At 47.3% G+C, this 11,730-nt stretch carries 14 protein-coding genes and 1 tRNA gene; 5 read left to right on the top strand and 10 right to left on the bottom strand.

What is annotated here, in order from left to right; genetic code table 11:
- The first annotated feature begins 7 nt into the window (after positions 1-7).
- Complete coding sequence (locus SHEW_RS05115) at positions 8-625, top strand: recombinase family protein (RefSeq protein ID WP_011864796.1); 618 nt, start codon at positions 8-10, stop codon at positions 623-625.
- On the top strand, positions 626-820 hold the full coding sequence (locus tag SHEW_RS05110; protein ID WP_041406465.1) for a hypothetical protein: 195 nt from the start codon (positions 626-628) through the stop codon (positions 818-820).
- A gap of 22 nt (positions 821-842) precedes the next feature.
- On the opposite strand, the gene SHEW_RS05105 is transcribed toward SHEW_RS05110, so the two are convergent.
- The 4 genes from SHEW_RS05105 to SHEW_RS20990 are packed head-to-tail and all read right to left on the bottom strand — an operon-like array spanning position 843 to position 3,037.
- Positions 843-1,088 (bottom strand): hypothetical protein, encoded by a 246-nt coding sequence (locus SHEW_RS05105; RefSeq protein WP_041406463.1) that lies wholly within the window; start codon positions 1,086-1,088, stop codon positions 843-845.
- Positions 1,078-1,557, bottom strand: a complete 480-nt coding sequence (locus SHEW_RS05100) for a hypothetical protein (protein WP_011864795.1) — start codon at positions 1,555-1,557, stop codon at positions 1,078-1,080. Before SHEW_RS05100 ends, SHEW_RS05105 begins: the two co-directional genes overlap by 11 nt.
- A 20-nt stretch (positions 1,558-1,577) precedes the next feature.
- Positions 1,578-2,870 carry a MobA/MobL family protein gene (locus tag SHEW_RS20995; protein WP_011864794.1) on the bottom strand — a complete coding sequence of 431 codons (1,293 nt, stop codon included), beginning with the start codon at positions 2,868-2,870 and terminating at the stop codon, positions 1,578-1,580.
- Positions 2,870-3,037, bottom strand: a complete 168-nt coding sequence (locus SHEW_RS20990; RefSeq protein ID WP_150099946.1) for a MobA/MobL family protein — start codon at positions 3,035-3,037, stop codon at positions 2,870-2,872. The genes SHEW_RS20995 and SHEW_RS20990 overlap by 1 nt, the downstream gene beginning before the upstream one ends.
- A gap of 330 nt (positions 3,038-3,367) precedes the next feature.
- Between SHEW_RS20990 and SHEW_RS20670 the strand changes: the two genes are divergently transcribed.
- Both SHEW_RS20670 and SHEW_RS05090 read left to right on the top strand, forming a co-directional pair.
- The gene (locus SHEW_RS20670; protein ID WP_150099945.1) at positions 3,368-3,721 is read left to right on the top strand and encodes a hypothetical protein; all 354 of its coding nucleotides are present in this window, start codon (positions 3,368-3,370) and stop codon (positions 3,719-3,721) included.
- Complete coding sequence (locus tag SHEW_RS05090) at positions 3,675-5,987, top strand: DotA/TraY family protein (protein ID WP_011864793.1); 2,313 nt, start codon at positions 3,675-3,677, stop codon at positions 5,985-5,987. The genes SHEW_RS20670 and SHEW_RS05090 overlap by 47 nt, the downstream gene beginning before the upstream one ends.
- On the opposite strand, the gene SHEW_RS05085 is transcribed toward SHEW_RS05090, so the two are convergent.
- From SHEW_RS05085 to SHEW_RS20080, 5 genes are read right to left on the bottom strand one after another with little or no spacing between them, the layout of a single operon-like run.
- Entirely contained in the window at positions 5,988-6,383 is a 396-nt protein-coding gene (locus SHEW_RS05085; protein ID WP_041406460.1) for a hypothetical protein, read from the bottom strand.
- Positions 6,376-7,545 (bottom strand): hypothetical protein, encoded by a 1,170-nt coding sequence (locus SHEW_RS05080; RefSeq protein WP_041406458.1) that lies wholly within the window; start codon positions 7,543-7,545, stop codon positions 6,376-6,378. The genes SHEW_RS05085 and SHEW_RS05080 overlap by 8 nt, the downstream gene beginning before the upstream one ends.
- Positions 7,538-7,798 (bottom strand): hypothetical protein, encoded by a 261-nt coding sequence (locus SHEW_RS05075; protein WP_041406457.1) that lies wholly within the window; start codon positions 7,796-7,798, stop codon positions 7,538-7,540. The genes SHEW_RS05080 and SHEW_RS05075 overlap by 8 nt, the downstream gene beginning before the upstream one ends.
- Positions 7,795-8,115, bottom strand: a complete 321-nt coding sequence (locus tag SHEW_RS05070) for a hypothetical protein (protein ID WP_041406455.1) — start codon at positions 8,113-8,115, stop codon at positions 7,795-7,797. Before SHEW_RS05070 ends, SHEW_RS05075 begins: the two co-directional genes overlap by 4 nt.
- 47 nt (positions 8,116-8,162) lie before the next feature.
- Positions 8,163-8,507 (bottom strand): helix-turn-helix domain-containing protein, encoded by a 345-nt coding sequence (locus tag SHEW_RS20080; protein ID WP_011864791.1) that lies wholly within the window; start codon positions 8,505-8,507, stop codon positions 8,163-8,165.
- 917 nt (positions 8,508-9,424) lie between these two features.
- Here SHEW_RS20080 and SHEW_RS20665 point away from each other — a divergent pair.
- Positions 9,425-9,492 (top strand) — tRNA-Met (locus SHEW_RS20665).
- 216 nt (positions 9,493-9,708) lie between these two features.
- Here the strand turns inward: SHEW_RS20665 and SHEW_RS05060 are convergent.
- Positions 9,709-11,478, bottom strand: a complete 1,770-nt coding sequence (locus SHEW_RS05060; RefSeq protein ID WP_223294764.1) for a phospholipase D-like domain-containing protein — start codon at positions 11,476-11,478, stop codon at positions 9,709-9,711.
- Positions 11,479-11,730: the final 252 nt, after the last annotated feature.

Genomic DNA, 11,730 nt, shown 5'->3' with positions numbered 1-11,730 from the left:
CCACTCAATGAAGATTGGATATGTCCGAGTTTCTAAGTCTGATGGCTCTCAAGTCTTGGATTTGCAAGAGGATGCTATGCGGGCTTTGGACATAGACCCATCCAATATCTACTACGACCGGCTATCTGGTAAGAAGGATAGCCGCCCGGGACTTGACGCTTGCCTTAAAGCTCTACGGGAGGGGGACACACTTGTTGTATGGAAGCTCGACCGACTGGGGCGCAATCTCACACACCTTGTAAATACGGTTCAGGGATTAAACGATCGAGGGGTTGGCCTCAAGGTGATCAGCGGCCAAGGGGCAGACATCGACACCTCCACTGCCGCAGGTAAGATGATTTTCGGGATATTTGCTGCGTTGGCTGAATTCGAGCGCGAACTGATTAGGGAACGGACTCTAGCCGGACTCAGCGCCGCTCGTGCAAGAGGCAAAAAGGGTGGCCGCAGGCATCAGTTGACCAAGAGCCAGGTTCGTTTGGCTCAGGCGTCAATGCAGCACCGGGATACGAACGTTTCGGAATTGTGCCGTGAACTGGGAGTATCTAGACAGACCCTGTATCGTTATGTCAGCCCGAAAGGTGAACTGAGAGACTACGGGAAACAAGTCATTGAGGGCAGGCAATAGATGAAATATCTGCCAAGGTTCTTGGTCACACAAGCCGAATTTGATGCCGCATCTCAGGAGGAAAGAGAGAAGTATAACTACCTGGTTGTGGACGACGTGCCAATGGAACTGCCTCGCCATATCTGTGTGGGGACTGGTGAACGGGAAAATGCCGAAAACCGCATTGATTCCCGTCCACTCAATGAATTTAAATGACGAAAACCGCACTGGTGCGGTTTCAGTCATCAAACATTTTAGATAAATCCTCCAATTCATCTATTTTCGAGCTGAAAAGCGCCTTGCTGCGGTTTTCGGCAATTTCTACCTGCCGCCTTTCTTGGTTCCGCTCTTCCGCCTGGCGCATTACCTGCCTCAGTTTGAAACGCTCCAAACCTTTAGCCAGGCACTCATTGCGAATTGTCTGGGGGCTGCGCAATGCAGTCCCTAGCGTGTCCAGGATCGTTCGGCCTTGGTTAGACGCCATCTGCCACCTCCTCACCTAGGTATTCTTGCTTAATAAGTGTCAATTGTTGGTCATTAAGCTTTCCTGACTCACAGGCGGAATTAACTAGGCTTTCAAGCTCATCAATGGTCAACATGCTGGTCACTACGCTGGCCAGCGCTGCCGGGGCAAGCGCACGACTGCTGAACACTTCGGCCTCTCCCTTATCCTCGCCATTTTCGAAATAGGCCGTCTCACACATAAGGGCATAAGGGATCTCTCCTAGCCCTTCAGCAACAACACGCACAGAAAAAACCTCTCCCTGGGTATCGCCCCATTCATCACTATCTGACTTAAACGTAACCATCGACATACGACAATCTCTCGCAGCTTGATTGAAGTCATCATCGTTTAATCCGCTGTTATAGATCGTCACCTGAAGCTTGCAATTTAAGCGACTTTGAAGAGAGGCTATTTTGTCTTTTACCAATTCAATTTTTGACTTGCTCATTAGAATACTCCAATAGTGACTTACATTTTGGGACTACGTGATGGGCTAGAGTTGGAGTTATCCGGCGTGCTGGCCGTGCCGGAATTTTTCTCGAATTTGTTCTGAAATTTCTGGTCTGTTTGAAAGCGGTTTTGGGTAGCTTCTGCTGCTGATTTTTGATCACCGGCCAACCCTTGAGCAGGTGCTTGGCCGTATCTGGCAAGCTCTTCTTTCGTGGGCTTGTAACCCTCAACCTGTATTCCCATCGTTTGTCCCTGTATCCACACCGCACGACGATATTCCTCACTGCCAAAAGTGCGGATCTCCTTCCAGTCACCGGCATCAACTTTGGCTTTTGCAAGCTCCAGTTCGGCAGCCAGCGCCCATGAATTGGTAGTCTGACTGTGAATTGCTTTTCCCGTATCGCGGAATGCTTCCGCACCTTCATTTCGCCCCTTAGTCCATCGATAAACGCCCTGGGAATCCTGTTGAAACATATTGATAACACTGCCCTTGTTGGGGTCTATCTGTGCTGGCTTCCACCGCTCAGCCTCTATCTGTTCCGATTCATTCTTTTGCTGTTCCTGGGTTCGCTGTTTGACCTGCTTCAGAGCTTCCTCAGCCGCCTCCTGAGAGGCTGCAAGACCACCGTAGGCGGTCGCGGTTTTTTGAGGTGTCGAGGTGTTACTTTGGATTTCGGTTTGTAATTGGTTTTGCATTTTTTCAGTCCTCTTTTGTTGTAATGAAACAACATTGTTGTAGGCGATGATCGCCTGGTTAATTTGCCACTCGTCTGACTCGTGGCCTTTCCCATGTCGAGCCAGCTTGGTTCCATGCGGCCCCACGTGAACTTGAGGTATTTTGTCTCCCTTAATTTCAAACTTGTGATCTATTCGCTCGTCCATTCCGAGCCTGTAAAACTCCTGATTTACACACTTTTCCCATAGCTGCTTAACGGCCAAAAGCTGTGCTTTTCCTTTTGGTATTCCAGCCTTTTTCAGATTCGCATCACTCCACTCAATCTCTGCCTTCCTTCCAAGTTTTCCATCTTCTATTACTTGAGTGGTGCAGTAGACGTGAGCATGAAAGTTTCTATGGTCGCCATCTCTACCTGGTGCATGAATGGCCACATCAACCGCAACGCCATATCGTTCAACTATTGCATTGGCATATCTTGTTAAAATGGATTTATAGCTATCCAAATTCAGCTCATGTGGAAGGGCGACAATGGTCTCTCGTGCAACACGAGAATTTTTCCTTGGATTTGATAGCTCGCTCATATTCCATAGCTCAGCTCTGCTTAATCCCTGATTGTTAAATAGCATTGTCGCCATTACGCCTTTTTTTGGGTGTAGTCCGAAACCTTCCCAGTTCTCTGATCAACAATTTTTTCAGCCGCCCTGTATGCCGCTCCAGCAGTCGCTGATTGCTTAATAATTTTTCCGCTAGGCAATTTCTTTTGCCTTGAAACTGGGTTCATACGAAGAAAGAAAATTGCCATAACGATTCCTCATGGTTTTTAAAAATCGGCATAAGCCGATTTTGGGGTGCAGGGGTTACCCCTGCCGCAAGAAAACGAAGTTTTCGTATTGCGCTCTTCATCGCCAGAGGGGCTCACCCCGTGCCAGCCTCAAACTTTGTGCAAAAACTCGCATCCTCTCGCCTATACGCTGTTAAACAGCACAATTGAGCGGCTGATTTAATGCATTGAATGAGACTAATATCAGCCCGCTTTTTAACTCCAGAGAAAACTGTACTTTTCGACACTTTTCTATTTAAGGGATGCTTTTGAGATGGAAGAATTAAGTGGAATGTGTTTGGAGATATTTTTATGGCACGACTTAAACCAAGTGAAGAAAAAAAACTACGCGCCTTAGCATCGATTGATCCAAGAATTGCCAGTGAGTTGGAAAAACACGATCAGCTAACCGCAAGGCTCAGCGATTTTCTTGCGCAGCAAAAAGCCGAAAACCGAAAAGCACGGAATCGGGAGTTGATGGTGATTGCTTCATGCGTTGCAGCCGAGGCAGAAAGAAATGAAAAGTTTAGGGCTGGATTGACTGAATTATTAAATCGCCATGCAACTCGACAAACAGATAGAAACTTTCTAATTACGCGTGGATGGGAGATAAAAAACTATGAGAATGAAAACAGCACTTCTGCTACTCCCTCTTCTGCTGAGTAGCTCATTGGCGTTTGCGTCGATAACTGACGTTGATCCTCAAGACAAAAGCTTGGAGTACCTCCGTTATATATTTGGCTCGACTGTTGACATCATTACTGGAGGAACGGGGCCTTCCGCTCCAGATTCAGTGCTAGGTGCAATGTCACAGATTCTGAACACAGGAATGCTTGTGTTTACCGGCCTAATAATCGGTTACGTGTTTTTAACCGGAGTATTGAATTCGGCTCACGAAGGAAACCCTCTTGGGAAGATGTATTCTACTATGTGGGTACCACTACGAATGGTCGTAGCCTTGGCTCTGGTTTTGCCATTCAGTGGGGGTTACTCCACTATGCAGATTGGTGTGCTTTGGTTGGCCGGACATGGAATTGGATTGGCAAACTCAACGTGGAATATGGCCCTAGATCATATCAGTGGGACTGGTACGCTATACCCTCCGCAGATTGCCATCAACTATGAACAAACGGCCATGCGAATTTTAGAATCGCGCGTTTGTATGCATGGAATCAATACCGCTGACCGGCATGTAAATATTGAGGAGAAGCCGATTGAAATTGTTGCTGATGATCAAGTGGTTTCCATGCGTTCATCCGGTTCAACGGGGTCTACCCTGGTTCCTGTTCAGCACAAAGTCATGCAGCGGTATGACAGTCGCTACAGTCTGGCTGGTGCCGGCGTCGCGTATGGCGCAGCCTGGCTTTCTGGTTTTCCGAGTGGTGTTCCGAGAAGTTACGGCTCGAATCCCTGCGGTTCTATCAGTCTGGAATTCGCTGAAATTGACGAAGGGACGGCGATAGATGTTCCCGTCAGGAGTTTTCAGTCAAAAATCATTCAGGCTCATGCAGATCTGGATGAGGATCTCGATGCCTTGGCAAGAGAGATTGTGCTAAAGGCGGTGGATGATACCGCGCCCGATCCTGATCCAACCGCCTACAACATGGCTGTCCAGCAATTCAAAATTGGCTATGACAAAGCCGTTAATGATGCACTAAGCGAAATTGCTACTGCTCGCATAAATAAATGGGCAGGCGGCAATCCCGATGCTGCTGGTATGACCGTGGGTGCTCGGGATGCCGGATGGATTTCAGTCGGCGCATGGTATTGGGACTTGCAACGAGTTAATGCTGAAACACAAAAAATGGTATCAGTACAGGCAGAATTATCAGGGCCAACGGAATCGGCCATAGAAAATGCAGATTACAAAATATTCTCCAGCGCCCTGTCAGCTTATTCTCAGAATATGCAAGTTACTGACCCAAGAACCGGCGCACTCGTGAATGCAATGGAACGATCTACTTATGCAGACGACAATAACGGGCTGGGCGTTGTTATGAGCACTGCTGATTCAATATTGAATTTTGCATTGAGTGAGCCAGACCCTATTGCTGGTATGGCAAACGTTGGACACACGATAATAACGGCCTTTGAGACAACGCTTGCGGCGGCATTTTTGACTGACCTGGCAGCTTGCGTTGCCGATGACACCAGCGAAGCTGTAGGCGGTCTGATCGGCGGGGCCTCACGACCCGTAACCAGCACGCTTTGCCGTATGACAAACAAAACTCTATGGTCTCTGGTCGGCGCGGGTTTTTTACTGATTCCAATCGCGCTGATGCTGGCATTTTATCTACCAGCCACCCCTATGATTCTCTGGATCATGGGTGTAGCTGGCTGGCTTGTAATGCTCATCGAGGCCGTAATAGCGGCTCCTGTTTGGGCCGTGAGCCATGCCATGCCTGAGGGGCAGGGGTTCATAGGGGAGAGAGCCAAAGCGGGCTATATGGTGGCCCTATCGCTATTTCTGAGGCCGACTCTTGCCATATTTGGTTTTTTCTCAGGAATGCTGCTGGTCATCGTCATGGGTAAGGTTCTCATGTTGCTTTTTCTACCGGCAATGAGTGGGATGATAGGTGATAGCCTGTCCGGCGTAGTCACACTGGCCGCGTTACTGGCAATCTTCACCATTGTCCTGATCCAGATCGCGCATCGAGCTTACGGATTAATTCATGAAGTCCCAGACAAGGTATTACGGTACATTGGAGGGGGGGCTGAGAATTTGGGTGAAGCGTCCAATGAGCAGCAAAGCCGCAGTATTTTTGTTGGTGGTGCAGCAAAATTGGTGGGCGGGGCTGGTCACTCAATGAGAGATAAAACCCGTGGTGGTGCTCAATCAATGTCGGAAGCAGCAGGCAATGGAATCAAAAGTGCTACCGGTGCTGCAAAATCGGGGATGAGCAAAATCAGCAAAATGCTCAGCCCCAAGTAATCAATAACGCCAAATGAACCAACCAGCAGCAGTAAAAAACTGCTGAGTAAACTCTGCCACTGGTTCCAGCAACCACCCTGGGACAGTGGCATTAACCCAATAGGCGAGTACGCCAACTGTGAAAAGAGACGGCCATCCCATAATCCCGATTAGACCTGTAATCAGCCACACTCCAACACAGATATTCCAGGGCAGATAAACACCAGTTCGACTATGAATCAACCGTCTGATAGGCGGCACCAGGCAGGCAACTAACGTAAATATGCAGATAAGCCATAAACTGGCACACGCTCCGCTGAATACCAAGTTTTCCCAAACTTGGTGGCTCCAGTCATCTTCTGCAAGTCGTTGTGACCACTTGAGCAGCTCTCGCTGGTTCATCAAAATATCACTCATGAGGTTGCCCCTCCCGTAAGGTGTTTAGCAGCAGTAATGACTGCAGAACAAGCGCTTGCTCTTCCTGCTGCTGTAGCCTATGCCAGAGCGCTGCATTGATTGATCCCATCGCAACCTGCTCCCTTAATATGCCAGCCTGGGTTTTTGTTTTTACGTCCTGATACCAGCCCTCAGCCCCTAACCGCCCAATCGTTTCTGATTCCAGCATACTCATCACAGATACGCTGCCATTGTTATCAGGCTCAGCCATTACATAGCCCTTTTGCCAGTCTTCATCTGACATTGGAATGAGTGGTTGCTTGTCGGCAACTGATTTCGCTAATACAGCGTGTACAAGCCCTAATTGAGCATTGAGAATCCGACGTTCAAGCTCATACTCACCGGCCTCCGAACTAAAAGCTATTTGCTCATCAGACGCCGAAGGTAGAGGAACGGGATTGATTAGCATGGTTAGCAGCTTTTGCATTTCAACTGATTTGTCTGTGGTAATTTGAGATTGTGTAACTAGCGGTACCGGACTCCAGACGGCCTCCCCCTCAGTCAGTAGAGCAGCCTGTTTAACTCCCATTCCAGCCTGATCAGCATCGCTTGTGTTGTTGCTCCAAGCATTCATGTCGTCTGCCATCTGGCGCCATACCTGATCGGACTGAACAAACCCCTGTTTCAATAAGGGCGCTCTGTTGGCTCCTATCTCCACGGAAAGTGGTTGAGCAAGGACGCCGCTATATGCCTTATTGTTCTCATCCACCTCCTCAGCAACTCGAACCTGCTTTAAAGCTGACACCATGCTTTTAACCGTGTGATCAGTCATCCGCTCTACGGCTTTAGAGGTTTGCTGAACAGACAATTCAACTCTGTTTGTCGAAGCTGACAACCCCTGCAGAAGTTGCTGTGTGTTGAGATTCAATGTTGCCAGGATTGCAGTGTCAGTTGCCTGTATTGCAGAGTTAAGAGCCTTTGTGGCGGCCTCATTCGCTTGTACGGAAGTAACGCCGGTATTAATGGCGCTGACCATTGTGAATTCAGCGCCATTGGCGGCAGCCTGAATACAGGGATCGCAACTGGTGGCCTGAGCTTGTGAGCTGAGCGCCACCAAAATTACGCAGACGAAATGGGAGGCCCGTTTAAGGGCCTCCTTCTCGACTATCGTCCATCTACTCATGACGATGACCTCCAAAACGCTCAAAATGCTGCTGGATCAGTCGTGGCCCTGGATGAACTCCGTTGTAAATACGCATCGTAACCGCAGACAAATACAGCGCCCCAAAAACTATGAACGCGCCCGAGATCCATTCATTTGAAAACCAGGTAAGCCAACCCTGAATCCAGTGCAGAGCAATGAATGCAAACACCACTCCGGCGAAATGAATCAGCCAGGCCATAAGTTGAAATTTAAACTGAACGGACGATTTCATACACCCACCTCTGCATTAGCTGCGATCTGGTTGTAAAACTGTAGAGCCATGATCTGGTCTAAGGACGAGACGTTAATCGCCTTAATGTCAGGAATTTCTCGACGTTCGGCATATCCGAGAAAAACGACCTGACGGCCATCCGAACCAATCAGCGGAACCTGATCAGGCGACACAAAATTTCCATCAACCACAAATCTGGTAACCGCATATATTGACCAATCACGAATATCAGGAAATTCCTGACCAGCAGCAGTTTCAAGCAAATGACAACTCAACTGTGCTCTGGCAATACGGTATCGAAGTGAATATTTATTCATAAAAAATCCTCTCGGGTTAGTTCAACGTAATTTCAGAAAAGCACTTGTCAAATTGGCTGGAAATCCAGCTCGCACTGCTCTTCATCGGCCTTTTCTGATTCGTCGTCCCCAACCATCTTGAGGATTCGATCTCGATCTAGGACGCCCCAATCAACAACCTTGTAATAACCGAACCGGCGACCATTTTGTCTTTCAATAACCACAAAATAGTCTTTATGCAGCTTTCCAATCATTGCGTGAATTGATCGACCTGGAAGGTTCGTTCTCTCTACCAATGCATCCAAATTGGGTTTTTCGAGTCGTTCAACAGCGACAAGCAACGATAAAACACGTCCAAAGCTTCGAGCTTGTGTTCCATTGATTTCTGAACCGTTAGAATCATAAGTAGCCATAGAATCACCTCCTGTAAGGTGGTTGTGGTTAGCGGTGGTTGGTGGGCTAAACACCTTCCACCGCGCTTTAAATTTTTTTGAGGCCTGCGGCCTCCCGCGAAGCGGCCAGCCCCCTGGCTGGCGCAGTCTTTCCCCTAGCTCCCCAAAAACCCTTTAAGGCAAGGTTTTGGTTCACTAAGCGAAAAGCTGCGCCCTCAAGGCATTACAGCCAGCCGGTACTGTCACCTAGGCTTGATATGTCTCTGAGTACAGGCAGTAATGATCCCAGCTGATTCTGGGCACTCTGCGCTCTCTCAAGCCGTTTTGGTGGCTCCGCGCTCCGGCAACACCCTTCGCCCCATGCTGCGATTTACTGGCTTGGGTTTTTATGGGGCCTAGCCTGATCAACTCCCCGTGCAGCAACTGAAGCGGTGCATAATCCCACGCGGCCCCCTGAGCTTCCTCTGTACTAACCACAAGCCGCAGCAGCCAAGCCGCAACAAGGGTTTGCCTGGTTGTTACACCAGGAGGGGCTAATCTGAGCGGCAAGCCCAGCGAGACAGCCCCCAAGTTAGCGGCGCGACCCGCGACAATCAGGGGAGGACGTACAAACCTGCCGCCGACTCGGCCACAGGCTTGCTTTCGCGTTCTCTGGGCCGAGTGCGGCCCCTGAGCTACTTGCGAATTGTTCGATACAGGGCTAACATGTGCCCTGTAAAACAAATTCGCTCACTCAGTGAGCCGGTGAAGCCCTCGAAAGTTGTCCGCCACAGACATTCGCTTTCGGGGGCTTTGTTTTTCCCGGCAGGTAAAATTTCAGACGTAAAACTGCTTCCAAAACCGTTGTTCCGGAGGCAGTAAATACAAGGGATTTACCTGCCGTTCCGGCAGGTTTTTTTAGAAAAGAAAATTTGAAAAAGACGAGCTAAATCATGCAGTTAGCTCAATTTGGCGTGTTAGACTCATAATCGTTAGGTCCACAGTTCAAGTCTGTGAGGGGCCACCAATTCAAACAAAAAAGCCTGCATCTTGCAGGCTTTTTTGTATCTGTTGTTCAGTTAACGCTCTTCCCTGTTTCCACAAACCTAGGAAGTCGACGACTATTGTAATGCTCGATCAATTTGTCTAACGGCAATCTGCAACCCCTCTGATAGCCTAACAAGCCGCTGATACCAAGATCCTAACGACGTACTCAAAAGACTTATAACAGGCAAAGGCAAACCTAAAATTGATATATCAGCCCGGTATTTTCCAAAGTTTTATAAATTAGGCGCTGTTTTTTCGTTGTCATCCCTTTTAACCCGCCACTCTCTCGCACCTTATGCCTCATACTTAGCCATTCGTCGCTACCCCACCTAGTCGATTGAGATTTCAACAGCTCAAATTGATCGTTAAGCTCCTTTATGACTACACCATTAAACAGAAAAAAGCCCATTTCATTGTTATAAATAAGTGAGCGAAAATCCAAGTTAGTCGTTCCTACAAAGGCTTTATCGTCAGCAATAACAAACTTAGCATGCAACTTGCCGTAATATTGATCCCCCCCTAGAGGAACGGCATCATCCTTACCGAGCTGATAGAAAAGAATTCGGGGATGGTTCACTAACTTTTTCCAAGTTTCCGAAGAAGTAAATTCTAGATTTTCTTCATTCACTTCTAGATCACTATCTAGCCATTGCTCTCGTTGTTCGGGACTCATCAATAATATCGGTGCGGTATGCATGTCAATCACTGCCTGAGTAGAAAAATTATCACTAGTCAATACTGAGTTAGTGATGATTTCGATCGTGCGATCTGGGTCCTTGTTTAGCCACTCAAGCGTCACATTTACATTTTCATCGATCAGCGCTTCATCCTTCAACAGATCAGATTGAAGAAACAGGTATGGTGAGACTATTCTCACTTTTTTCAAATCATAATTTTCAAAACCAACGCGCCCCAATATCCCACTAATGGAATTCGCATTTTTAAGCTTGTTTGAGCTGTAATTTGACACCAAATTGTCGTTGATTAAATTATCAAGTTCATGTGCTAAACGAGTCTTTGTTGAGGAAAAACCTTGCTGAGTATGCTCAGCTGCTCGTTGATAAGCCTGCTTAAACCCCTGTTTTTGTTTTAATTCCATTAACTTTTCTTGGTGTTTTTCCATCACACCTTCATAATCTAGTACTGCGGTTATGAATTTATTTCCAGGTTTAGAAAATAGCACTGAATAGTAATATTCAGCCAGTTGTGCAGCAGAAGTTGTCGCTGAAGCATTCGGTAAGGGGCGAATGATTATCTCAATGTCTTTGAACGCTGTAGGGTCAAATTCACCGATTTCATCTAGGGCATAATAATGAGTCGAAATATTACGTCCACCTGTCATAACAAATGCATTTTCCGGGTAAGCGCCATCAACAACTAAAAGTTTGTCATGAGATCGGCGATTACTATCAGAGGCCAGCTCAGTCAACGCATTGAAAACGACGGCTTGAACTCTAGCTCTACTGTTAGTGATTTCTCCTTGGCGATTCTTTAAATATCCGGCTTCATTCTCGCACTCTTTAAGTCCTTTTAATTCACTATGTACGAAGCTAAATGAACCTAAGCTGTCAACCATAATGCGAACATCAACGCCTCTTTTTACCGCATTACATAAAGCGCCTAAAACCGCCTCCCCCACTATATCTGTGGAAAAAATATAGTAAGTCAGGTCAACCGTATATTTGGCGTTTTCGATAAGATAAATTTTATCTGCAATACTTTGAATAGCATTGCCGGTATCCGTTCCTACCACTTTGACAAGCGCTTCCTGAATCGGAAGAGAAGATTCTGATGCAAGTTTAATGTAATCTCTTTTTAGCTCGTCAGCTGAACGCCAACGGCGATCTTCCATATGTTTCTGCGTCAACTCATCAACCACACCACCACTAGGAGCCCTTGGGCTTGAACTGCAACCAAACAAAAACACTGCCACAAAAATAAGTCTGATTATTGTCATTGCATTCATCCTATTTCCCATTCTCCTACACGGCTATAATCTTATCGTTTTAACGGAAGCATTATCGCCAACCTAAAACACCTACAAGGCGATGTTTATCACCAACGATAGCCAGTCTTTCAACGCAAGCATGAAAATGACTAAAACTAAAGGGTCATTCCCCACTGACAACTCGGTGAACAATGGATTTCATCTGACCCTTAGCTGGTTGTAGCCTATTTAAAAATGCAACGCTGACGCTCGGTACCTTCCACATTAGGT

The sequence above is a fragment of the Shewanella loihica PV-4 genome (assembly GCF_000016065.1).
Taxonomy (GTDB): domain Bacteria; phylum Pseudomonadota; class Gammaproteobacteria; order Enterobacterales; family Shewanellaceae; genus Shewanella; species Shewanella loihica.
This window is presented reverse-complemented; position numbering and strand designations above follow the sequence as displayed.

Bases quoted from the DNA above. Each gene is read 5' to 3' on its own strand.
- SHEW_RS05115 (WP_011864796.1), top strand. From the start codon at position 8: ATGAAGATTGGATATGTCCGAGTTTCTAAGTCTGATGGCTCTCAAGTC.
- SHEW_RS05110 (WP_041406465.1), top strand. From the start codon at position 626: ATGAAATATCTGCCAAGGTTCTTGGTCACACAAGCCGAATTTGATGCC.
- SHEW_RS05105 (WP_041406463.1), bottom strand. From the start codon at position 1,088: ATGGCGTCTAACCAAGGCCGAACGATCCTGGACACGCTAGGGACTGCA.
- SHEW_RS05100 (WP_011864795.1), bottom strand. From the start codon at position 1,557: ATGAGCAAGTCAAAAATTGAATTGGTAAAAGACAAAATAGCCTCTCTT.
- SHEW_RS20995 (WP_011864794.1), bottom strand. From the start codon at position 2,870: ATGGCGACAATGCTATTTAACAATCAGGGATTAAGCAGAGCTGAGCTA.
- SHEW_RS20990 (WP_150099946.1), bottom strand. From the start codon at position 3,037: ATGGCAATTTTCTTTCTTCGTATGAACCCAGTTTCAAGGCAAAAGAAA.
- SHEW_RS20670 (WP_150099945.1), top strand. From the start codon at position 3,368: ATGGCACGACTTAAACCAAGTGAAGAAAAAAAACTACGCGCCTTAGCA.
- SHEW_RS05090 (WP_011864793.1), top strand. From the start codon at position 3,675: ATGAGAATGAAAACAGCACTTCTGCTACTCCCTCTTCTGCTGAGTAGC.
- SHEW_RS05085 (WP_041406460.1), bottom strand. From the start codon at position 6,383: ATGAGTGATATTTTGATGAACCAGCGAGAGCTGCTCAAGTGGTCACAA.
- SHEW_RS05080 (WP_041406458.1), bottom strand. From the start codon at position 7,545: ATGAGTAGATGGACGATAGTCGAGAAGGAGGCCCTTAAACGGGCCTCC.
- SHEW_RS05075 (WP_041406457.1), bottom strand. From the start codon at position 7,798: ATGAAATCGTCCGTTCAGTTTAAATTTCAACTTATGGCCTGGCTGATT.
- SHEW_RS05070 (WP_041406455.1), bottom strand. From the start codon at position 8,115: ATGAATAAATATTCACTTCGATACCGTATTGCCAGAGCACAGTTGAGT.
- SHEW_RS20080 (WP_011864791.1), bottom strand. From the start codon at position 8,507: ATGGCTACTTATGATTCTAACGGTTCAGAAATCAATGGAACACAAGCT.
- SHEW_RS05060 (WP_223294764.1), bottom strand. From the start codon at position 11,478: ATGAATGCAATGACAATAATCAGACTTATTTTTGTGGCAGTGTTTTTG.